Source organism: Pseudomonas sp. MWU12-2020 (genome assembly GCF_023100605.1).
GTDB classification, from domain to species: domain Bacteria; phylum Pseudomonadota; class Gammaproteobacteria; order Pseudomonadales; family Pseudomonadaceae; genus Aquipseudomonas; species Aquipseudomonas fluorescens_H.
In genome coordinates this window covers 223,502-245,510 of record NZ_JALMEX010000005.1, presented here as the reverse complement: position 1 = coordinate 245,510, position 22,009 = coordinate 223,502, and the positions used below count along the sequence as shown (strand labels likewise).

At 61.1% G+C, this 22,009-nt stretch carries 24 protein-coding genes; 18 read left to right on the top strand and 6 right to left on the bottom strand.

Annotation, left to right across the window (positions count from 1 at the left end; genetic code table 11):
• The 8 genes from M0814_RS14040 (at position 1) to M0814_RS14005 (ending at position 8,812) form a co-directional block, all read left to right on the top strand.
• Positions 1 to 708 carry an SPOR domain-containing protein gene (locus M0814_RS14040; RefSeq protein ID WP_003220877.1) on the top strand — a complete coding sequence of 236 codons (708 nt, stop codon included), beginning with the start codon at positions 1 to 3 and terminating at the stop codon, positions 706 to 708.
• Between the two features lie 234 nt (positions 709 to 942).
• Positions 943 to 1,479: an ATP-dependent protease subunit HslV gene (gene hslV, locus M0814_RS14035; RefSeq protein WP_003220875.1), complete on the top strand. Its 537-nt coding sequence runs from the start codon at positions 943 to 945 to the stop codon at positions 1,477 to 1,479.
• Positions 1,480 to 1,528: 49 nt separating this feature from the next.
• Positions 1,529 to 2,863, top strand: a complete 1,335-nt coding sequence (hslU, locus tag M0814_RS14030) for an ATP-dependent protease ATPase subunit HslU (RefSeq protein WP_003220872.1) — start codon at positions 1,529 to 1,531, stop codon at positions 2,861 to 2,863.
• A 153-nt stretch (positions 2,864 to 3,016) separates the two neighbouring features.
• Positions 3,017 to 3,394 (top strand): DUF971 domain-containing protein, encoded by a 378-nt coding sequence (locus M0814_RS14025; RefSeq protein WP_003220870.1) that lies wholly within the window; start codon positions 3,017 to 3,019, stop codon positions 3,392 to 3,394.
• A 257-nt stretch (positions 3,395 to 3,651) separates the two neighbouring features.
• Entirely contained in the window at positions 3,652 to 5,331 is a 1,680-nt protein-coding gene (gene phaC / locus M0814_RS14020) for a class II poly(R)-hydroxyalkanoic acid synthase (protein ID WP_003220868.1), read from the top strand.
• Between the two features lie 153 nt (positions 5,332 to 5,484).
• Entirely contained in the window at positions 5,485 to 6,339 is an 855-nt protein-coding gene (gene phaZ, locus M0814_RS14015; RefSeq protein ID WP_003220867.1) for a poly(3-hydroxyalkanoate) depolymerase, read from the top strand.
• Between the two features lie 139 nt (positions 6,340 to 6,478).
• Positions 6,479 to 8,161, top strand: coding sequence for a class II poly(R)-hydroxyalkanoic acid synthase (phaC, locus tag M0814_RS14010; RefSeq protein WP_103486231.1), 1,683 nt, complete (start codon positions 6,479 to 6,481; stop codon positions 8,159 to 8,161).
• A gap of 30 nt (positions 8,162 to 8,191) precedes the next feature.
• Entirely contained in the window at positions 8,192 to 8,812 is a 621-nt protein-coding gene (locus tag M0814_RS14005; protein WP_103486230.1) for a TetR/AcrR family transcriptional regulator, read from the top strand.
• 200 nt (positions 8,813 to 9,012) lie between these two features.
• Here M0814_RS14005 and M0814_RS14000 read toward each other — a convergent pair whose 3' ends face one another.
• The 3 genes from M0814_RS14000 to M0814_RS13990 form a co-directional block, all read right to left on the bottom strand.
• Entirely contained in the window at positions 9,013 to 9,921 is a 909-nt protein-coding gene (locus M0814_RS14000; protein WP_103486229.1) for a phasin family protein, read from the bottom strand.
• 10 nt (positions 9,922 to 9,931) lie between these two features.
• Positions 9,932 to 10,354, bottom strand: coding sequence for a phasin family protein (locus tag M0814_RS13995; protein WP_003220861.1), 423 nt, complete (start codon positions 10,352 to 10,354; stop codon positions 9,932 to 9,934).
• 244 nt (positions 10,355 to 10,598) lie between these two features.
• A complete protein-coding gene (locus M0814_RS13990) occupies positions 10,599 to 10,874 on the bottom strand; it encodes a polyhydroxyalkanoic acid system family protein (protein ID WP_003220859.1) in 276 nt (91 codons plus the stop codon).
• Positions 10,875 to 11,028: 154 nt separating this feature from the next.
• On the opposite strand from M0814_RS13990, the gene ubiE reads away from it, so the two are divergent.
• The 10 genes from ubiE (at position 11,029) to M0814_RS13940 (ending at position 19,205) form a co-directional block, all read left to right on the top strand.
• Positions 11,029 to 11,799, top strand: a complete 771-nt coding sequence (gene ubiE / locus M0814_RS13985; protein ID WP_003220857.1) for a bifunctional demethylmenaquinone methyltransferase/2-methoxy-6-polyprenyl-1,4-benzoquinol methylase UbiE — start codon at positions 11,029 to 11,031, stop codon at positions 11,797 to 11,799.
• Positions 11,799 to 12,422, top strand: coding sequence for an SCP2 domain-containing protein (locus M0814_RS13980; protein ID WP_003220855.1), 624 nt, complete (start codon positions 11,799 to 11,801; stop codon positions 12,420 to 12,422). The genes ubiE and M0814_RS13980 overlap by 1 nt, the downstream gene beginning before the upstream one ends.
• Positions 12,419 to 14,023 (top strand): ubiquinone biosynthesis regulatory protein kinase UbiB, encoded by a 1,605-nt coding sequence (ubiB, locus tag M0814_RS13975; protein ID WP_027611297.1) that lies wholly within the window; start codon positions 12,419 to 12,421, stop codon positions 14,021 to 14,023. The genes M0814_RS13980 and ubiB overlap by 4 nt, the downstream gene beginning before the upstream one ends.
• A gap of 80 nt (positions 14,024 to 14,103) precedes the next feature.
• Positions 14,104 to 14,505 carry a phosphoribosyl-AMP cyclohydrolase gene (hisI, locus tag M0814_RS13970; protein ID WP_003220851.1) on the top strand — a complete coding sequence of 134 codons (402 nt, stop codon included), beginning with the start codon at positions 14,104 to 14,106 and terminating at the stop codon, positions 14,503 to 14,505.
• Positions 14,498 to 14,830 (top strand): phosphoribosyl-ATP diphosphatase, encoded by a 333-nt coding sequence (locus M0814_RS13965; RefSeq protein WP_003220849.1) that lies wholly within the window; start codon positions 14,498 to 14,500, stop codon positions 14,828 to 14,830. Before hisI ends, M0814_RS13965 begins: the two co-directional genes overlap by 8 nt.
• Before the next feature lie 25 nt (positions 14,831 to 14,855).
• Entirely contained in the window at positions 14,856 to 15,137 is a 282-nt protein-coding gene (locus M0814_RS13960; protein ID WP_003220847.1) for a twin-arginine translocase TatA/TatE family subunit, read from the top strand.
• A gap of 9 nt (positions 15,138 to 15,146) precedes the next feature.
• Complete coding sequence (gene tatB, locus M0814_RS13955; RefSeq protein ID WP_103486605.1) at positions 15,147 to 15,587, top strand: Sec-independent protein translocase protein TatB; 441 nt, start codon at positions 15,147 to 15,149, stop codon at positions 15,585 to 15,587.
• Entirely contained in the window at positions 15,584 to 16,375 is a 792-nt protein-coding gene (gene tatC, locus M0814_RS13950) for a twin-arginine translocase subunit TatC (RefSeq protein WP_003220842.1), read from the top strand. The genes tatB and tatC overlap by 4 nt, the downstream gene beginning before the upstream one ends.
• Positions 16,372 to 17,079, top strand: a complete 708-nt coding sequence (locus tag M0814_RS13945; RefSeq protein WP_103486689.1) for a 16S rRNA (uracil(1498)-N(3))-methyltransferase — start codon at positions 16,372 to 16,374, stop codon at positions 17,077 to 17,079. Before tatC ends, M0814_RS13945 begins: the two co-directional genes overlap by 4 nt.
• A gap of 209 nt (positions 17,080 to 17,288) precedes the next feature.
• On the top strand, positions 17,289 to 19,205 hold the full coding sequence (locus tag M0814_RS13940; RefSeq protein WP_003220840.1) for a methyl-accepting chemotaxis protein: 1,917 nt from the start codon (positions 17,289 to 17,291) through the stop codon (positions 19,203 to 19,205).
• 147 nt (positions 19,206 to 19,352) lie between these two features.
• Here M0814_RS13940 and M0814_RS13935 read toward each other — a convergent pair whose 3' ends face one another.
• From M0814_RS13935 to M0814_RS13925, 3 genes are all read right to left on the bottom strand, one after another.
• Positions 19,353 to 20,087: an amino acid ABC transporter ATP-binding protein gene (locus M0814_RS13935; protein WP_097086999.1), complete on the bottom strand. Its 735-nt coding sequence runs from the start codon at positions 20,085 to 20,087 to the stop codon at positions 19,353 to 19,355.
• Positions 20,080 to 21,039 carry an amino acid ABC transporter permease gene (locus M0814_RS13930; protein ID WP_103485248.1) on the bottom strand — a complete coding sequence of 320 codons (960 nt, stop codon included), beginning with the start codon at positions 21,037 to 21,039 and terminating at the stop codon, positions 20,080 to 20,082. The genes M0814_RS13935 and M0814_RS13930 overlap by 8 nt, the downstream gene beginning before the upstream one ends.
• A gap of 132 nt (positions 21,040 to 21,171) precedes the next feature.
• Positions 21,172 to 21,969 (bottom strand): transporter substrate-binding domain-containing protein, encoded by a 798-nt coding sequence (locus M0814_RS13925; protein WP_003220833.1) that lies wholly within the window; start codon positions 21,967 to 21,969, stop codon positions 21,172 to 21,174.
• Between the last annotated feature and the right edge of the window lie 40 nt (positions 21,970 to 22,009).

The window sequence follows — 22,009 nt, the reverse complement described above, 5'->3', positions numbered from 1 at the left end:
TTGGCTGCCAAGAAAAAACCTGCACCCAAGCGTGGCGCCAGCCGTTACCAAGCTCCTGCAAAGCAACCGATCCCGGGCTGGCTGTGGATGGCCATCGGCCTGACGGTCGGTGCGTTCATCGTGTTCCTGATGAAACTGGAGCCGGGCAAGGGCAGCGACACGGTCAAGCGCGAGAAGATCGAGCAAGCGCAACAGCAGAAAGCCACGAAAATCGCCGAGGCCAACAAGACCCCGCCGAGCCCGACGCAACCGGTGAAGCCGAAGTACGACTTCTACACCCTGCTGCCGGAATCGGAAGTGATCGTGCCGCCGGATGCCGTGCCGGAGAAAACCCTGCCGACGCCACAAGTGCCGACCACGCCGGTCACCCCGGCGGAAGCGGCGAAGATCGATACCGCGCGGGCGCAGGCTGCGCTGTCGGGCATTACCCCGCCGCCAGCGCCACCGGTGGCGAAAGCGGCGCCGGTGACCAAGTTCTTCCTCCAGGCCGGTTCGTTCCGCAAAGAGGCGGACGCGGACAAGGTACGGGCGCAGATCATTCTGCTCGGCCAGGCTGTTTCGGTTGAGTCGGGCACGGTGAAGGATGAAACCTGGTACCGCGTATTGGTTGGCCCGTTCAGCAACCGCGAACAGCTGACGACTGCGCAGAAACAACTGGCGGGCAGCGGCTTCAGCAATCTGTTGTTACAACAACGCCAGAGCCGCTGATTCCGTCAGTAGCATCGCGTCATCGTTCATTCGCGAGCAGGCTCGCTCCCACAGGAATCACGCAGTCCCTGTGGGAGCGAGCCTGCTCGCGAAGGCGGCATAACCAGCACAACATAATTCTGATCTGCCCTCAGCCGTTCGTCCCTCTACGCCCTCCCCGGTTGAAATCCTCTCCAGCACCCCCATATGAATGGGCATAAGGCATTTTCGCCCCGCTGCGTGGAGACTCTTCCCTTGACCACCATCGTTTCAGTCCGCCGCCACGGCAAAGTCGTCATGGGCGGCGACGGCCAGGTTTCTCTCGGCAACACCGTGATGAAAGGCAACGCGAAAAAAGTTCGCCGCCTGTACCACGGCCAGGTCATCGCCGGTTTCGCCGGTGCCACCGCCGACGCCTTCACCCTGTTCGAACGTTTCGAAGGCCAGCTCGAGAAACATCAGGGCCACCTGATCCGCGCCGCTGTCGAACTCGCCAAAGAATGGCGCACCGACCGCTCCCTGAGCCGCCTCGAAGCCATGCTCGCGGTCGCCAACAAGGACGCGTCCCTGATCATCACCGGCAACGGTGACGTGGTCGAACCCGAGAATGGCCTGATCGCCATGGGTTCCGGCGGTGGCTATGCACAGGCTGCAGCCAGCGCACTGTTGAAAAAGACCGACCTGTCGGCCCGTGAAATCGTCGAAACCGCACTGGGCATCGCTGCCGACATCTGCGTATTCACCAACCACACTCAGACCATTGAGGAGCAGGATCTCGCTGAAGAAGCCTGATACGGCCCCCGTGCCACGGCTTTTTTCTGCTTGAGGACCGCCAATTACTATGTCCATGACTCCCCGCGAAATCGTCCACGAACTCAACCGCCATATCATCGGCCAGGACGATGCCAAGCGCGCCGTCGCGATTGCCCTGCGCAACCGCTGGCGCCGCATGCAGCTGCCTGAAGAGCTGCGCGTTGAAGTGACCCCGAAGAACATTCTGATGATCGGCCCGACCGGTGTCGGTAAAACCGAGATCGCCCGTCGCCTGGCGAAACTGGCCAACGCGCCGTTCATCAAGGTCGAAGCGACCAAATTCACCGAGGTCGGCTACGTCGGCCGTGACGTTGAATCGATCATCCGTGATCTGGCCGACGCCGCGATCAAGATGCTCCGCGAGCAGGAAATGACCCGCGTACGCCACCGCGCCGAAGACGCTGCCGAGGACCGCATCCTCGACGCGCTGCTGCCACCGGCACGCATGGGCTTCAGCAACGAGGAGCCAGCTCAGGATTCCAACACGCGCCAACTGTTCCGCAAGCGCCTGCGCGAAGGGCAACTGGACGACAAGGAAATCGAAATCGAAGTCGCCGAAATGGCCGGCATCGAGATCGCCACGCCGCCTGGCATGGAAGAAATGACCAACCAGTTGCAGTCCCTGTTCGCCAACATGGGCAAGGGCAAGAAGAAAGCTCGCAAGCTCAAGGTCAAGGAAGCGCTGAAACTGGTGCGCGACGAAGAAGCCGGGCGTCTGGTCAACGAAGAAGAGTTGAAGGCCAAGGCGCTGGAAGCGGTCGAGCAGCACGGTATCGTGTTCATCGACGAGATCGACAAGGTCGCCAAGCGCGGCAATGTCGGCGGCGCCGATGTGTCCCGTGAAGGCGTACAGCGCGACCTGCTGCCGCTGATCGAGGGCTGCACCGTCAACACCAAGCTGGGCATGGTCAAGACCGACCACATCCTGTTCATCGCTTCCGGTGCGTTCCACCTGAGCAAGCCGAGCGATCTGGTGCCCGAGCTGCAAGGCCGTCTGCCGATCCGCGTCGAACTCAAGGCCCTGAGCCCGGAAGATTTCGAACGCATCCTCAGCGAGCCGCACGCTTCGCTCACCGAGCAATACTGCGCACTGCTGAAAACCGAAGGCCTGAACATCCAGTTCCAGCCGGAAGGCATCAAGCGTCTGGCGGAGATCGCCTGGCAGGTCAACGAGAAGACCGAGAACATCGGTGCCCGTCGCCTGCACACGCTGCTCGAGCGTTTGCTGGAGGAGGTGTCGTTCAGCGCCGGCGATCTGGCCAGCGCGCATGACGACAAGCCGATCCTGATCGACGCTGCGTACGTCAACAGCCACCTGGGCGAATTGGCGCAGAACGAAGACCTGTCCCGTTATATCCTGTAAGCCATACTTACAGCGGTAGCGGACCCTGTGGGAGCGGGCTTGCTCGCGAAGAGGCCGTGCCAGTCGACAGCAATGTCGGCTGACACACCGCATTCGCGAGCAAGCCCGCTCCCACATTTGAATCAGGGTCACCCACACAACGGACACCAGACCATGACCTCAATCCCCACCGACATCAAACTGCACAAAGCCTCGAAAACCCTGACGCTCAAATACGCGTCCGGCGAGGAGTACACCCTGCCCGCCGAATTCCTGCGCGTGCATTCCCCTTCCGCCGAGGTCCAGGGCCACGGCAAACCGATCCTGCAATTCGGCAAGCTCAATGTCGGCCTCAGCGGCCTGGAACCGGCCGGTCAGTACGCACTGAAACTGACCTTCGACGACGGTCACGACAGCGGCTTGTTCACCTGGGAATACCTCTACGAGCTGGGGCGACGTCATGACGCACTCTGGGCCGATTATCTGGCCGAGCTCAAAGCCGCCGGGAAAACCCGCGATCCGGACCAGTCGATCGTCAAGCTGATGCTCTAGTCCGAGGCTCTTGCTGTTTAGAGGGCATTTTCTAAATTCATCTGTTTGAATGCGCTGCTGTGTGGCCGAGGATCGGCCTGCTTGCGAAAAAAATTAAACTCGGGTAACCAATGGAGCTGGCAAGTTCCCTGCAGTGCTCTACGACTGTAAAGCAGCTATGCAGAATTAACGGTCACCCGAGCAGTAGTACCTGGCATTCGCTGTGGAACTGCACAGCAGAAACCGGGTACTCGTCTCAGGACAATGGAGCGTCGTAGATGAGTAACAAGAATAACGATGACCTGAAGTACCAAGCCTCGGAAAACACCCTGGGGCTTAATCCCGTCGTTGGGCTGCGCGGAAAGGATCTGCTGGCCTCTGCTCGAATGGTGCTGACCCAGGCCATCAAACAACCGATCCATAGCGTCAAGCACGTGACCCATTTCGGTCTTGAACTGAAGAACGTGCTGTTCGGCAAATCCGAACTGCAACCGGCCAGCGATGACCGTCGCTTCGCTGATCCGGCGTGGAGTCAGAACCCGCTCTACAAACGTTATCTGCAAACTTACCTGGCGTGGCGCAAGGAGCTCCATTCCTGGATCGACGACAGCAGCCTGTCACCCAAAGACATCGCGCGCGGCCACTTCGTGATCAACCTGATGACCGAAGCCATGGCCCCGACCAACACCGCCGCCAACCCGGCGGCAGTCAAACGCTTCTTCGAGACCGGCGGCAAAAGCCTGCTCGACGGCCTCTCGCATCTGGCCAAGGATCTGGTGCACAACGGCGGCATGCCGAGCCAGGTCAACATGGGCGCGTTCGAGGTCGGCAAGAGCCTCGGCGTGACCGAAGGCGCGGTGGTGTTTCGCAACGACGTGCTGGAGCTGATCCAGTACAAGCCGATCACCGAGCAGGTCCACGAGCGGCCGTTGCTCGTCGTGCCGCCACAGATCAACAAGTTCTACGTTTTCGATTTGAGCCCGGACAAGAGTCTGGCGCGCTTCTGCCTGCGCAATAACGTGCAGACCTTCATCGTCAGCTGGCGCAACCCGACCAAGGCTCAGCGCGAATGGGGCCTGTCGACCTACATCGATGCGCTGAAGGAAGCGGTCGACGTAGTTACGGCGATCACCGGCAGCAAAGACATCAACATGCTCGGCGCCTGCTCCGGCGGCATCACCTGTACCGCCCTGCTTGGCCACTACGCCGCCCTCGGCGAGAAGAAGGTCAACGCCCTGACCCTGCTGGTCAGCGTGCTCGATACCACGCTGGACAGCGACGTCGCCCTGTTCGTCGACGAGCAGACCCTCGAGACCGCCAAGCGTCACTCGTACCAGGCCGGTGTGCTTGAAGGCAAGGACATGGCCAAGGTCTTCGCGTGGATGCGCCCGAACGATCTGATCTGGAACTACTGGGTCAACAATTACCTGCTCGGCAACGAGCCGCCGGTGTTCGACATCCTGTTCTGGAACAACGACACCACCCGGTTGCCGGCGGCGTTCCACGGCGACCTGATCGAGATGTTCAAAAACAACCCACTGATTCGCCCCAATGCACTGGAAGTGTGCGGCACGCCGATCGACCTCAAGCAGGTCACCGCTGACATCTTCTCGCTGGCCGGCACCAACGACCACATCACCCCGTGGAAGTCCTGCTACAAGTCGGCGCAACTGTTTGGCGGCAAGGTCGAGTTCGTGCTGTCGAGCAGCGGGCACATCCAGAGCATCCTGAACCCGCCGGGCAACCCGAAATCGCGCTACATGACCAGCGAAGGCATGGCCGCCAATGCCGACGAGTGGCAAGAGAACTCGACCAAGCACACCGATTCCTGGTGGCTGTACTGGCAGGCGTGGCAGGCCGAGCGCTCGGGCAATCTGAAAAAGGCTCCACTGAAACTGGGCAACAAGGCGTATCCGGCAGGCGAGGCTTCGCCGGGCACTTATGTTCATGAGCGGTAACTGACGCACCTCATCCCCCTGTGGGAGCGGGCTTGCTCGCGAAAGCGGTTGATCAGCCAACAACATTGGCGACTGACACGACGCCTTCGCGAGCAAGCCCGCTCCCACAAGGGATTGGAGGTGATATTGAGATTGACCCACAGGGCCTGAAGCATGCCGCAACCGTTCATTTTCCGTACCGTCGATCTGGATGGGCAGACCCTCCGCACCGCGGTACGCCCCGGCAAGCCTCATTTGACGCCCTTGCTGATTTTCAACGGCATCGGCGCCAACCTGGAGTTGGTGTTTCCGTTTGTCGCGGCGCTGGACCCGGATCTGGAAGTGATCGCCTTCGACGTGCCCGGTGTCGGCGGCTCGTCGACGCCGAACCGGCCGTATCGCTTTCCCGGGTTGGCGAAGCTGACCTCGCGGATGCTCGACTACCTCGACTACGGCCAGGTCAATGTGATCGGCGTGTCCTGGGGTGGCGCACTGGCGCAGCAATTCGCCCACGACTACCCGGAACGCTGCAAGAAACTGGTGCTGGCGGCGACCGCGGCCGGTGCCTTCATGGTGCCGGGCAAGCCGAAAGTGCTGTGGATGATGGCCAGCCCGCGACGCTACATCCAGCCGTCCCACGTGATCCGCATTGCGCCGTTGATCTACGGCGGCTCGTTCCGTCGCGACCCGACGCTGGCCGCCAGCCACGCGGCGAAAGTGCGTTCGGCAGGCAAGCTCGGTTACTACTGGCAACTGTTCGCCGGCCTCGGCTGGACCAGCATTCATTGGCTGCACAAGATCCATCAGCCGACCCTGGTGCTGGCCGGTGACGACGATCCGCTGATCCCGTTGATCAATATGCGCATGCTCGCCTGGCGGATTCCCAACGCCCAGTTGCACATCATCGACGACGGTCATCTGTTCCTGATTACCCGCGCCGAAGCGGTGGCGCCGATCATCATGAAATTCCTCCAGGAGGAGCGTCAGCGAGCGGTCATGCATCCGCAACCCTCGCCGCTGGGCGGATAAATCACGGCGGCAGGCTTTATGCAGGGTTTTGAACAACGTGCGCGGCAGGACGCTGCGCAGGCAGCAACCCGTAACAGCGACTATGGTGTTCTGGTTCGGTGAGTTTGTTTTTGACCTGAAGACGAAGGAGTGTTGAGTCATGCGCGACAAACCTGCGACGGGCGTAGTGCCCAGTCCCGCCGTGTTCATCAATGCACAGAGTGCAATGACCGGGCTGCGTGGCCGGGACCTGCTCTCGACGCTGCGCAGCGTCGCAGCCCACGGTCTGCGCAACCCGATCCACAGTGCCAAACACGCGCTGAAACTCGGCGGCCAGCTCGGTCGCGTGCTGCTCGGTGAAACCCTGCATCCGACCAACCCGCAGGACGCGCGGTTCGCCGACCCGGCGTGGAGCCTCAATCCGTTCTACCGGCGCAGCCTGCAGGCGTATCTGGCCTGGCAGAAACAGGTCAAGAGCTGGATCGATGAAAGCAGCATGAGCGAGGACGACCGCGCCCGCGCGCACTTCGCGTTCACCCTGCTCAACGATGCCGTGGCGCCCTCCAATACCTTGCTCAACCCGCTGGCGGTCAAGGAGCTGTTCAATTCCGGCGGCCAGAGTCTGGTGCGCGGCCTGAGTCATCTGTTCGATGATCTGCTGCACAACGACGGCCTGCCGCGCCAGGTCACCAAACAGGCTTTCGAAGTTGGCAAGACCGTCGCGACCACCCCCGGTGCCGTGGTGTTTCGCAACGAGCTGCTGGAGCTGATCCAGTACAAGCCGATGAGCGAAAAACAGTACGCCAAGCCGTTGCTGGTGGTGCCGCCGCAAATCAACAAGTACTACATTTTCGACCTCAGCCCGCAGAACAGCTTTGTCCAGTACGCGCTGAAAAACGGCCTGCAGACCTTCATGATCAGTTGGCGCAACCCGGACGTACGCCACCGGGAATGGGGCCTCTCGACCTACGTCGAAGCGGTGGAAGAAGCGATGAATATCTGCCGGGCAATCACCGGCGCACGCGAGGTCAACCTGATGGGCGCCTGCGCCGGTGGCCTGACCATCGCCGCGCTGCAGGGGCATCTGCAGGCCAAACGGCAGCTGCGGCGAATCTCCAGTGCAACCTATCTGGTCAGCCTGCTCGACAGCGAGATCGAAACCCCGACCACCCTGTTCGCCGACGAACAGACCATCGAAGCTGCCAAGCGCCGTTCCTATCAGAGAGGCGTGCTGGACGGTCGCGACATGGCCAAGGTGTTCGCCTGGATGCGGCCCAACGATTTGATCTGGAGCTACTTCGTCAACAACTACCTGCTCGGCAAGGAGCCGCCAGCCTTCGACATTCTGTACTGGAACAACGACAACACGCGCCTGCCCGCCGCGTTCCACGGTGACCTGCTGGACTTCTTCAAACACAATCCGCTGACCCACCCGGGCGGCCTGGAAGTCTGCGGCACGCCGATCGATCTGCAGAAAGTCACCGTCGACAGCTTCAGCGTGGCCGGCATGAACGACCACATCACGCCATGGGACGCGGTGTACCGCTCGACCCTGCTGCTCGGTGGCGAGCGGCGCTTCGTGCTGTCCAACAGCGGCCACGTGCAAAGCATCCTCAACCCGCCCAGCAACCCGAAAGCCAATTACGTCGAGAACGGCAAGCTCAGTAGCGATCCGCGCGCCTGGTATTACGACGCCAAACGCGTTGACGGCAGTTGGTGGCCGCAGTGGCTGGAATGGATTCAGCAGCGCTCCGGCACGCAGCACGAAACCACGTTTACCCTCGGCAACCCGAACTATCCACCGATGGAGGCAGCACCCGGCACCTACGTGCATGTGCGCTGACGCTTAACCGAACTTTTCTAAGAAGACTGGATGAAAACCCGCGACCGGATTCTCGAATGTGCTCTGCAGTTGTTCAATGAGAAAGGCGAACCGAACGTCTCCACCATGGAAGTTGCCAATGAGATGGGGATCAGCCCCGGCAACCTCTACTACCACTTCCACGGCAAGGAGCCGCTGATTCTCGGCCTGTTCGAACGTTTCCAGAATGAACTGGCGCCGCTGCTCGATCCTCCATCGGATGCCGAGTTGGCGCCGGAGGATTACTGGCTGTTCCTGCACTTGATCGTCGAGCGCCTGGCGCAATACCGGTTTCTGTTCCAGGACCTGTCGAACCTCGCCGGGCGCCTGCCAAAACTGGCCAAGGGCATCCGCAATCTGCTCAACGCCCTCAAGCGCACGCTGGCGTCATTGCTGGCGCGCCTGAAGGCGTCGGGGCAATTGGTCAGTGATACCCAGGCGTTGGGGCAACTGGTGGAGCAGATCACCATGACCCTGCTGTTCTCGCTGGACTATCAGCGGATTCTTGATCGCGAGGGTGAGGTCAAACTGGTGGTGTACCAGATCATGATGCTGGTGGCACCGCATCTGCTGCCGCCGGTGAAAGTGGCTACTGAACGGATGGCCCTTCAATACCTCGAAGATCACGGCTGAATGGGCTACACATTGTCCCCCCCCCTGTGGGAGCGGGCTTGCTCGCGAAAGCGGTGGTTCAGCCAACATCAATGCTGAATGACACACCGCCTTCGCGAGCAAGCCCGCTCCCACAGGGGAATGACGTTGTTCCAGCGATTTTCTGCACAAACAAAAACGCCCGACCTTCACAGGCCGGGCGTTTTTTTTGCCCTGAAAAATCAGGACTGACTGGTTGGCGTCGACGGTGTCGATGCAGCAGTCGGGGTTGCTACCGGGGTCGGTGCAGCGGCGGAGTTCGACGCGCTGGCCGGGGTTGCCGGGGTAGCTGGCTTGGCTGCCGGAGCGGCCGGTTTTGGCGCAGCGGCTTTCGGCGCGGCCGGTTTTTTCACTGCCGGTTTTTTCGCCGCAGCCGGTTTGGCCGCTGGCTTGGCAGCAGGTTTGGCCGCTGGCTTGGCAGCAGGTTTGGCCGCTGCGGTTTTCGCCGCTGGCTTGGCTGCGGCTTTGGTGGCAGGTTTCGCAGCAGCTTTGGCAGCAACCGGTTTCGCGGCGGCTTTGGCGGCTGGTTTGGCAGCGGCCGTTTTAGCGGCAGGCTTGGCGGCAGCGGTTTTTGCCGCAGGCTTGGCGGCTGGTTTCGCAGTCGCTTTGGCCAGTGGCTTGGCAGCCGTTTTGGCTGCCGGTTTGGCCGCTGCGGTTTTCGCCGCGACCGGTTGGGTTTTCAGACCGGTGAGTTTCTCGATCTGCTTGGTCAGGGTTTCGACCTTGCTGTGCAGCGCTTTGACTTCATTGCGGCTAGGCACACCCAGGCGCGAAATGGCGCTGTTCAGGCGCTTGTCGAAAGCCCCTTCCAGCTCGTCCCACTTGCCCAGTGCGCGATCTTTCACGCCGCTGATGCGCGACTTGGCCGAAGAAGCGGAGTCCTTGGCGGCATCGACTTTCTTGCCGACTGCAGACTTGGTGAGCTTCTCGGCTTTCTCGCCGTCTTTGACCAATGACTCGAAGAGCTTGCTGCCGTCAGTGTCGATCTTCGAGTACACGCCTAAACCAGCCAGCCAGATTTTGCGGGAGTAGTCTTCGACTTTCCCAATCCACGAGCTGCCTTCTTTATCGGTGTTCTTTTTACCAGCCATCCCGTTCTCCTTAAGATTTACGCGCGACGCGTTCGAGCAATGCCGTCAGCTCATCGAGCTTAGCAGAGAGTGTCTCAACGTCATGTTTAGACGGAATGCCGATACGATTCAAGGCGCTTGCCACGCGGGAGTCAAACGCCTTCTCGACCTTGTCGAGCTGAACTTCGACGCGACCTTTGAACGAGCTGACTTCACCCTTGGCTTCATCGATCTCGGCATTGGCGGCTTCGAGCTTTTCGGTGACAACCTTTTTGCCTTTCTTTTCAACGGTTTGACCAGCCTTGATCAACTCCTGAAAGTAGTCGCTGCCCTCTTGGCCAACCTTGGCGTAGGCACCCAGGCCTGCCAGCCAGATCTTGCGGGCATAGGATTTGACGTCGCTCAGGGTAGAAGTCGAAGCGTCGATTTTTTTCTTCAGAATTACTTTGGCCATGGTGCACCTCACGCGCAGAAGGTTTGAGGAACTGCCCGCAAAGGTGTCGGGCTCAGGCACAAAGTAGGGAGAAAAATTAGAAACGGCACCCTAACAACTGACATAAACAACAGGGGCACCACAAAACAAATGTGGGAGCGGGCTTGCTCGCGAATGCGGTGCACCAGTCACGAGAAATGTCGACTGGTACACCGCATTCGCGAGCAAGCCCGCTCCCACAGGAGAATTTCATTTCCGGCAGAAATCAGACCAGCGCCTTGTCCAGCGCCTTCTCGATCTCGGCTTTGATCATGCCGCTCATGGCCGACATCATGATGCCCAGCTCCACGTCGACGCGGATCGAATCGTCAGCCACATGCACCGCGCCTTTCACGCCCGAGCGCTTGAGGTTCAGGGTGTCGCCCGACCACTGCGGCTCCAGGCCATATTGATCGGAGAGTTTCTGCGCCAGCTTGTCGGCCTTCTCGCGGGCGGCTTCCTTGCCCAGGCTGTGGGCACGCTCAACACTGATTTTGGCCATTGAATGACTCCTGCTTGATGAATAGGTGACGGTAAATCTTGACCGCGTCTGCGGCAAATCGTCCCGAAGGTTGCCCATCTTACCTTTAGCCATTCCAAGACAAAGCATGGCTTGGGGATTAGAATGTCGCGCATTCTCTTTTGGTGACAGCGATATGACTGATCAGCGCAAAGGCAGCGATGCCGAACCCACCACTCACTTCGGCTTCAAAAACGTTCCGGAAAGCCAGAAAGCGGAAAAAGTCGCTGAGGTGTTTCACTCCGTAGCCGCGAAGTACGACCTGATGAACGACCTTCTGTCGGGCGGCATGCACCGTCTGTGGAAGCGCTTCGCGATCGAACTGTCCGGTGTGCGCAGCGGTAACCGCGTGCTCGACATCGCCGGCGGCACCGGTGACCTGACCAAGAAATTCTCGCACCTGGTTGGCCCTACCGGTCAGGTGGTATTGGCCGACATCAACGAATCGATGCTCAAGGTCGGCCGTGACCGCCTGCTGGATCTGGGTGTGTCGGGCAACGTCGAATTCGTGCAGGCGGACGCAGAAAAACTGCCGTTCCCGGACAACCATTTCGACTGCGTGACCATCGCCTTCGGCCTGCGCAACGTGACGCACAAAGAAGACGCCCTGCGCTCGATGCTGCGCGTGCTCAAGCCCGGCGGCCGCCTGCTGGTGCTGGAGTTCTCCAAGCCGACCAACGCGCTGATGTCCAAGGCCTACGACGCTTACTCGTTCGCGTTCATGCCGCTGATGGGCAAACTGATCACCAACGACTCGGAAAGCTATCGCTACCTGGCCGAATCGATCCGCATGCACCCGAATCAGGAAACCCTGAAGTCGATGATGGTCGACGCCGGTTTCGACCGCGTGACCTATCACAACATGACCGCAGGCATCGTCGCCCTGCACCGCGGCATCAAGCCCTGATGTTGCTCACCGGGCTGCTCGCCAGCGTCGAACTCGGCCTCAACCGGGTGCTGCGTCTCGACAGCACGGCGCTGCCGCGGCTGGCGCATCTGACTGGCAAAGTGATTGCCGTCGATTGCCGCAGCCCGGCGCTGCAACTGTTCATTCTGCCCAGCGATGAGGGCCTGATGCTCGCCTCGCACTGGGAAACCGGCGTCGACTGCACCCTGCGTGCCCCGGCGTCGAGCCTGGTGAAACTGGCCGTGAGCAAAGACAAGACCGCGGTGCTGCACGCCCCGGAAGTCGAGCTCGACGGTGACAGCGGCGTGCTGCTGGAGCTGGCCGGCGTGCTGCAGGACCTCGAGCTGGACTGGGAGTACGAACTCTCGCGCTGGCTCGGACCGGTCGCCACGCAACTGATTGGCGGTCACCTGCGCAGCCGCGCACGCTGGTATCAACAAGGATTTGCCAGCCTCAACCAGAACCTCGCCGAATACCTCGCCGAAGAATCGCGCACCCTCGTCGGGCAGCGCGAAGCCGAAGCGCGATTCAGCGAACTGGACCGGATCAAACTTGATCTGGAACGTCTCGAGGCGCGTTTCGAGCGCCTTTCCCGATCCCTCGACCCAAGCGATAACGCATGAAGCTGCTTGCCGTCCGCCGTCTGTTGCGCATCCAGCGCGTCGTGATCCGCTACCGCCTCGATGACCTGCTGTTCGAGCTGCCGCTGCCCTGGTTTCTCCTGGCGCTGCGCTACGTGCTGCCGTGGCGCTGGTTGCCGCGCAAGCCGCTGGAGCTGAGCCGGGGCGCGCGTCTGCGTCTGGCGCTGCAGGATCTGGGGCCGATCTTCATCAAGTTCGGGCAGATTCTCTCGACCCGCCGCGATCTGCTGCCGGAAGACATCGCCGATGAGCTGATGCTGCTGCAGGACCGCGTGCCGCCGTTCGATTCGCAGCTGTCGATCAAGCTGATCGAAGAACAGCTGGGCAAGAAAATCAGCGAAGTGTTCAGCCGTTTCGACGTCGAACCGCTGGCCTCGGCCTCGGTGGCGCAAGTGCATGCCGCGCAGCTGAAAACCGGTGAAGAAGTGGTGGTCAAGGTGATCCGCCCGGGCCTGAAACCGGTGATCGCTCAGGATCTGGCGTGGCTGTTCATCCTCGCCCGCGCCGCCGAAAAAGTCTCGGCCGATGCGCGCCTGCTGCACCCGGTGGACGTGGTGCAGGACTACGAAAAAACCATCTACGACGAACTCGACCTGCTGCGCGAGGCGGCCAACGCCAGCCAGCTCAAGCGCAACTTCGAAGGCTCGCCGCTGCTCTACGTGCCGCAAGTCTATTGGGACTGGTGCCGGCCGAAAGTGCTGGTGATGGAGCGCATCTACGGGATTCAGGTGACGGATCTGGCGACCCTCGCCGACCAGCGCACCGACATGAAAATGCTTGCCGAGCGCGGCGTGGAGATCTTCTTCACCCAGGTGTTCCGCGACAGTTTCTTCCACGCCGACATGCACCCGGGCAACATCTTCGTCAGCACCGTCAACCCGTGGAGCCCGCAGTACATCGCGATCGACTGCGGCATCGTCGGCAGCCTGACCCCGGAAGACCAGGACTACCTGGCGCGCAACCTGTTCGCCTTCTTCAAGCGCGACTATCGCCGCGTGGCGCAGTTGCACATCGATTCGGGCTGGGTGCCGGCGGAAACCAAGCTCAACGAATTCGAAGCGGCGATCCGTACCGTGTGCGAGCCGATCTTCGAAAAACCGTTAAAAGATATTTCATTTGGCCAGGTGCTGATGCGCCTGTTCCAGACCGCGCGGCGCTTCAACATGGAAGTGCAGCCGCAACTGGTGTTGCTGCAAAAGACCCTGCTGAACATCGAGGGCCTCGGTCGCCAGCTGTACCCGGATCTGGATCTGTGGAACACCGCGCAGCCGTTCCTCGAGCGCTGGATGCGCGAGCGCGTCAGCCCGAAAGCCTTGCTCGGCAACGTGCAGAGCCAGTTCGAACAGCTGCCGCACCTGGCCAACATGGCCCGTGACCTGCTCGAACGCATGTCGCAACCGCACGCCTACGACCCGCCGCCACCGTGGCACAAACGCAAGGACGACTGGTTCCTGCGCCTGCTCGGTTGCGCGCATCTGGCGGGCGGGACGATCCTCGCCGCCGGCGGCCCGTTGCACGAACTGGGGCATTGGCCGGCGGGCATCATGGTGGCAGTCGGCTTGTATCTGGTCGTTCGCCGATAGCCAGTTTGCTGATCGGCTGGCACACTGTTTCAACGCCTGAACCCGACTATCGAAGTGGGGGTTCGCTGTCGGAGTCGAAGATGAAAAACTGGCTGGACGAGATCAAGTGGGACGCGGATGGCCTGGTGCCGGCGATTGCCCAGGATCACAAGACCGGACGCGTGCTGATGATGGCCTGGATGAACCGCGAAGCGCTGGAACTGACCGCTGCGGAAAACCGTGCAATCTACTGGTCACGTTCCCGTGGCAAGCTGTGGCGCAAGGGCGAAGAGTCCGGCCACGTACAGACCCTGCATGAAATGCGTCTGGACTGTGATGCCGACGTGATCATTCTGATGGTCGAACAGATCGGCGACATCGCTTGCCATACCGGCCGTCAAAGCTGCTTTTACCGCGTTTACGAAAACGGCGACTGGAAGACAGTCGACCCGGTTCTGAAAGACCCGCACGCTATCTATTCCGCAGGACACAAACATGAGTGACACCCTGACCCGCCTCGCTCAGGTGCTTGAAGAGCGCAAGGGCGCCGCTGCCGACAGCTCATATGTAGCTAGTCTGTATCACAAGGGCCTGAACAAGATTCTGGAGAAAGTCGGCGAAGAGTCGGTCGAAACCATTATTGCCGCCAAGGACGCCGCCATCAGCGGTGACTGCAGCGATGTGATCTACGAGACTGCCGACCTGTGGTTCCACAGCATGGTCATGCTCGCCCAACTGGGGCAGCATCCGCAGGCCGTGCTGGATGAACTGGATCGTCGCTTCGGTCTGTCCGGACACGTCGAGAAAGCCTCGCGTCCGTCCGCCTGAACAATTTTTAGAGAGGAACAGCAACATGGGCATTTTTGACTGGAAACACTGGATCGTCATTCTGGTAGTCGTGGTGCTGGTGTTCGGCACCAAGAAACTGAAAAACCTCGGCACCGATGTCGGCGAGTCGATCAAGGGCTTCCGTAAAGCCATGAACGATGACGAAAAACCGGCCGCCGATCCGACCGTAACGCCTGCGCAGCCCGTTCCACCGGTGCAGCCGCAGGCCACCGCTCAGGCCAACCCGCCGCACACCATCGACGTGCAGGCGCAGAAAGTCGAAGAGCCGATCCGCAAAGACGTGTGAGACTGACAAATGTTTGGTATCAGCTTCTCTGAACTGCTGCTCGTCGGCCTCGTCGCCCTGCTGGTGCTGGGCCCCGAGCGTCTGCCGGGCGCTGCGCGCACCGCCGGCCTGTGGGTCGGCAGGCTGAAGCGCAGCTTCAACGCGATCAAACAGGAAGTTGAACGTGAGATCGGTGCCGACGAGATCCGTCGGCAACTGCACAACGAGCACATTCTGTCGCTGGAGCAGGAGGCGCGGAAGATTTTCACGCCGGTTCAGCAGGAGCCGACGCCGGTTGAGCATGTGGGTGAGCAGACGATTCATGCGCCAGCCGCGCCCGCTGCACCTGCCGTAGCGACAACCGAACCTGTGCCCGTCGCGGCGCCAACTCCGGTTGAACACGTAGCTCCAAACGCCGCGCCGATCACACCAGCGCCTCACGACTCCACTTTGCCGCCGCGAGCCCCATGAGCGATCTCCCTGAAAACGACCAGCACATGCCGCTGGTATCGCACCTCACCGAGTTGCGCACCCGCCTGCTGCGTTGTGTGGCGGCGGTGTTCATCATCTTCGCCGGGTTGTTCGCGTTCACCCAGCAGATCTACACCTTCGTCTCGACGCCGCTGCGCCAGTACCTGCCGGTCGGCGCGACGATGATCGCCACGGATGTGTCGTCGCCGTTCCTGACGCCGCTGAAGCTGACGATGATGGTCTCGCTGTTCCTCGCGATTCCGGTGATCCTGCACCAGATCTGGGGCTTCATCGCGCCGGGCCTGTACAAGCATGAGAAACGCATCGCGGTGCCGCTGCTGGTGTCCAGCATCCTGCTGTTCTACACCGGCATGGCGTTCGCCTATTACTTCGTGTTCCCGCTGATCTTCAAATTCTTCGCCGCCGCCACCCCGGCCGGCGTGGAAATGATGACCGACATCACCAGTTACCTCGACTTCGTGATGACGCTGTTCTTCGCCTTCGGCGTCGCGTTCGAAATCCCGGTGGCCGTGGTGCTGCTGGTGTGGATCGGCGTGGTCGACGTCAAATACCTGAAGAAGATTCGCCCGTACGTGATCATCGGCTGCTTCGTGGTCGGCATGATCCTTACGCCGCCGGACATCTTCTCGCAGACCCTGCTGGCGGTACCGATGTGGATGCTGTTTGAAATCGGCATTCTGTTCGGCAGCCTGGTCAGCAAGCGCGAACGCCCGGACGAAAATCCGGCCGACGATCACAACGACCAGCCGCCAGCGACCCAGGCATGAACCTGCTGTTGCTCGAAGAGGCCGACTTCATCGCGGCCGACCGCGTCGTGCTGCGTGACCGGCGCCTGACCCACATGCAGGAAGTGCATCGCTCGGAAGTCGGCGACAGCCTGCGGGTCGGGCGCATCAATGGCTTGATGGGCTCGGCCGAACTGCTGCGCCTTGAGGCCGGCGAAGCGGAATTGCGCGTCAGCCTCGATCAGTCACCGCCGGCCAAGCTGCCGCTGACCCTGGTACTGGCCCTGCCGCGTCCGAAGATGCTGCGGCGGGTGTTCCAGACCGTGGCGACCATGGGTGTGTCGAAGGTGATTCTGATCAACAGCTACCGCGTCGAGAAGAGCTTCTGGCAGACGCCGTTTCTCGAGCCGGAAGCGATTCGCGAGAATCTGATCCTCGGCCTCGAACAGGCCCGCGATACCGTGCTGCCGGAAATCATCATCGAGAAACGCTTCAAGCCGTTCGTCGAAGATCGCCTGCCGGCGATCAGCGAAGGCACCCTCGGTCTCGTCGGCCATCCCGGTAACTTCCCGCCCTGCCCGCGCGCATTGAGCGAACCGGTGACGCTGGCGATCGGCCCCGAGGGTGGCTGGATCCCCTACGAAATCGACCTGCTGGGCAAGTCCGGCCTGCAACCGGTGCAACTGGGCGAGCGCATCCTGCGCGTCGAAACCGCCGTCACCGCCCTGCTCGCCCGCCTGTTCTGATACCTGTACCGCCTCCCCTGTAGGAGCTGCCGCAGGCTGCGATCTTTTGATTTTGTTTTTTAACAGCAAGATCAAAAGATCGCAGCCTCGTTGCACTCGTCAGCTCCTACAGGAATTCGGGGCTGGCAGACAAATCGGGTTACAGATTGCCACCCCCCAGCCGATACAGTCCCCATAAGTCCAATTAGTGGTCCGAGGGGAGTCGTCGCATGTACCGTTGGTTAGCCGAGAATCTTGGAAACGTCAGCGTCAAACGCAAGCTGGGGATCGGTTTCGGCCTGGTGCTGTTGCTGACGCTATTGATCACCTTCACCGGCTGGACCGGCATGAACGGCATCATCAGTCGCGGCGACAAGCTCGGGTTTATCTCCAGTCTCAACGAGCTGACCAAGGATCTGCGTCTGGCGCGTCTGGACTACGAAATGCGCCGGGGCGAACAAGGTCCAGGAGCGGTCAACGACTTGCTCGGCAAACTCGAAAGTGGTCTGCAAACTGCGCGTGGCGAGATTGAACAGCCGGCTGACGCAGCGAAGGTCGACCAGCAACTGGCCGCCGTCGCCGAATACAAGCGCGCCTTCAACGACTTGATCCAGGCCGGCGCCAACCGTGAAGACGCCCGCAGCAAACTCGGCGCCACCGCCGACAACGCCGTGGCCAAGGTCGCCGAGGTGGAGAAGTCCATGTTGCAGGGCGACAGCGTCGCCCAGTTCAACGCAGTCATCGACCTGAGCAAACTGATCCAGCAGGCGCGCTTCCAGGTGCGCGGCTACACCTACAGCGGCAAGACCGAAGCCGAACAACCGGCACTCGACGCCATCGACAATGCCCTGAAAAACCTCGAAACCCTGCCGGCCAAATTGCCTGAGCAGCACATCGCCAACCTGCAGCAGGCCACCGACTCGCTCAAGGCTTACCGCGCAGCCGTCAGCCAGTTCCGCGACTCGCAGGTCGCCAGTGCCAAGGCGCTGGCCCGCATGTCGACGCAGGGTGACCTGCTGTCCGACGTCAGCAAACAACTCACCGACTCTCAGACTATCGTGCGCGACACGGACGCCGCAGCAGCCAAAAACCAGTTGATCATCGCCACCTTGCTGGCCGTGGCCTTCGGCCTGCTGGCGGCGTGGGCGATCACTCGGCAGATCATCATTCCACTGAACCAGACCCTGAAAGTCGCCGAACGCGTGGCTGCCGGCGACCTGACCCACAACCTGGTGTCGCAGCGTCGCGACGAACTCGGCCAGTTGCAACGTTCGATGCAGAGCATGACCCAAGGCCTGCGCGACCTGATCGGTGGCATCAGCGACGGCGTTACGCAGATCGCCAGCGCCGCCGAAGAGCTGTCGGCGGTGACCGAGCAGACCAGTGCCGGGGTCAACAATCAGAAGATCGAGACCGATCAGGTCGCCACCGCCATGAACGAAATGGCTGCCACCGTGCAGGAAGTCGCGCGCAACGCCGAGGAAGCTTCCGAAGCCGCCGTGGCCGCCGATCAACAGGCCCGCGAAGGCGACAAAGTGGTGGGTGAAGCGATCGCACAGATCGAGCGTTTGGCCGCTGAAGTCGGTCATTCGACCGAAGCCATGGGCGAACTCAAACGCGAGAGCGACAAGATCGGCAGCGTGCTTGACGTGATCAAGTCGGTGGCCCAGCAAACCAACCTGCTGGCGCTCAACGCCGCGATCGAAGCGGCGCGTGCCGGTGAGGCCGGGCGTGGTTTTGCGGTGGTCGCCGACGAAGTCCGCAGCCTCGCCCAGCGCACGCAGAAGTCCACCGAAGAGATCGAGGAGCTGATCGTCGGCCTGCAGAACGGCACCCAGCAAGTGGCAACGATCATGGACAACAGCCGCAGCCTGACCGACAGCAGCGTCGAACTGACCCGCCGTGCCGGCGGTTCGCTGGAAAGCATCACCCGCACCGTCTCGGCGATTCAGGCGATGAACCAGCAGATTGCAGCGGCAGCCGAGCAGCAGAGTGCCGTGGCCGAGGAGATCAACCGTAGCGTGCTGAACGTGCGGGATGTGTCGGATCAGACGTCGGCGGCGAGTGAAGAGACCGCGGCGTCGAGTGTTGAGCTGGCGCGGCTGGGGACGCATCTGCAGATGCTGGTGGGGCGGTTCAAGGTTTGAGGTGATCCGAAAACCTCGGTTGATTGAAATCCGAGGTGATGCCTTCGCGAGCAAGCCCGCTCCCACATTAGACCGCGTCCGCCTGGACAACTCGGCCAACTGTGGGAGCGGGCTTGCTCGCGAAGGCGTTAGATCAGGCGCTGAAAATTACAGGACCTGCCGCAGGAAAGCCTGCGCCCGCGGATCCTTCGGTGCATCGAAGAACTCGGCTGGGGAAGCATCTTCCAGCAGTTTGCCGTGATCGAAGAACAACACCCGATCCGCCACTTCCCGAGCGAAACCCATTTCGTGGGTCACGCAAACCATGGTCATGCCTTCAACGGCCAGGTTCTTCATCACATCCAGCACTTCACCGACCATTTCCGGGTCGAGGGCCGAAGTCGGTTCGTCGAACAACATCACTTTCGGGTCCATCGCCAGCGCCCGGGCAATCGCCACGCGCTGTTGCTGACCGCCAGACAGACGTGACGGGTATTCCCGCGCCTTTTGCGCAATACCGACCTTTTCCAGCAACGCCAGGGCCTTGGCCTCGCTTTCCTTTTGCCCGCGCTTGCGCACGACTTTCTGCGCCAGGCAGAGGTTTTCCAGCACGGTCATGTGCGGGAACAGGTTGAAATGCTGAAAGACCATGCCGACTTCGCGGCGGTAAGCGTTGACGTCGGTTTTCGGGTCGGCCAGTTGCAGGCCGTCGATGCTCACCGAGCCCGAGTCGAATTCTTCCAGGCCATTGAGGCAGCGCAGGAAGGTCGATTTGCCCGAACCCGACGGGCCGATCACCACCAGCACTTCGCCCTTGGCCACCGTGGTGCTGACGTTATCCACAGCCCGGACTACCTGGCCACGGGTGTCGAAGACTTTTACCAGTTCGCGGACTTCAATCACTTTGCGCGAGCCTCCGCTCAAGCCGGCTGGCGATTTTCGACAGCGGCAGGTTGATCAACAGGTACAGGCCGGCGACGCAGAACAGGATCTCGAACGGCGAAAACGAGGTGGTGATGACTTCGCGACCGCTTTTCAGCAGCTCGGTAATCGCAATCACCGACACCAGCGAGGTGTCTTTCACCAGACTGATGAACTGTCCGGCCAGCGGTGGCAGCACGCGTTTGAACGCTTGCGGCAGTACCACGTGGCGCATCGACTGGCCGGCGCTCAGACCCAGCGAACGCGCCGCTTCGTTCTGGCCACGGGCAATCGACTGCACGCCGGAACGGATGATCTCGGCCACATACGCGCCAGTGAACAGCGACAGCGCGGCGATCCCGGCGAACTCGCGGGACAGGTTCATCACCGTGCCGATGAAGAAGTAGAAAATGAAAATCTGCACCAGCAGCGGCGTGCCGCGCACCAGTTCGACGTAGATGCTCGACAGGTCGCGCAGGGTCGGGTTGTTCGACAGGCGGCACAGCCCGGTGACCAGACCGATCAGCAGACCGAGTACCCCAGACACCACCGACAGCCACAGCGTGGTCCAAAGGCCCCACAACAGCGGCCCTGCCGCCCAATGTCGGGTCACGCCCACGACGTCACCTTCCGCCACATCGTCGCCCTGAGCGAATTGCAGGCTGTTCTCGTCGACAGTCAGGTGCTGCTCGTCACCGGCGTCGTTGCGCAGGGTGACCTGCGCGCTGCCGCCCTTGCGCACCAGTTCGGTGACGGTGGAGATATCGGTGGCACGCTGGGATTCTTCGGCCTGATAGGCGAAGTACTGCGGCACGCGATTCCAGCGCCACTCGTAGGACATCAGCGACGTGGCGTAATACAACGCGCCCGCCAGGCCGACCAGCACCAGCACGGTCAGGACGTGCCAGGGCCATTGGGCTTTTTTCTGTTTCATTGCAGGTTCCGGATTTTGTGTTGCCTGGCAGGCCCTCTTCGCGAGCAAGCCCGCTCCCACATTTGGACTGCATTTCAAATGTGGGAGCGGGCTTGCTCGCGAATGGGGCGACTCGGTCTGACTGACCCAGTGTTATTCCATGTCCTTGAGCCACTCGGTGCTCTTGAACCACTTGTCATGGATGCGATCGTAGGTGCCGTCTTCGTGGATCTGGTGCAGGAAGTTGTTGATGAAGTTGATGCTGTCGTAATCACCCTTCTTCAGACCGAAGGCCAGCGGTTCGTAGGTGAACGGCTTATCGAGGAACACCAGTTTGCCGGCGCCGACCTTGTTCACCGCGACCACGTTGTACGGCGCGTCGTAGATGAACGCGTCGGCCTTGCCGTTGACCACGTCGAGCACGGCTTCCTGCTCGTTGTCGTAGCCGTGGTACTTGGCTTTGGCGATCAGCTTCTTGGCGACCATCTCACCGGTGGTGCCGAGCTTGGAGGTGATGCGGTAGTCGGCGGTGTTCAGGTCTTTATACGACTTGATGGTGCCTTCCAGCTCCTTGCGGATCAGCAGGGTCTGGCCGACGACGATGAACGGTTCGCTGAAGTTCAGGCGCAGGTTGCGTTCCTGGGTCAGGGTCATGCCGCTGCCGATCATGTCGAACTTGTCGGTCATCAAGGCCGGGATGATCCCGTCGTAACCGGTGGACACCAGCTCCAGCTTGACGCCCATGGCCTTGGACATGGCTTTGAGGATGTCGACTTCGAAGCCGATGATCTCGCCGCGCTTGTTGGTCATTTCGAACGGCATGTAAGTCGGATCCATACCGACTTTCAACGTGCCGCGCTTGACCGCGTCATCGATTGCGCCGGCGTGCGCCGCATTGACTGCAACCAGTGCCGTGACGCCGACCAGCAGCATCGACAGATACTTCTTCATCTTCAAGTCCCCAAAACCATTGCATGTGCGGCGCGAAAAC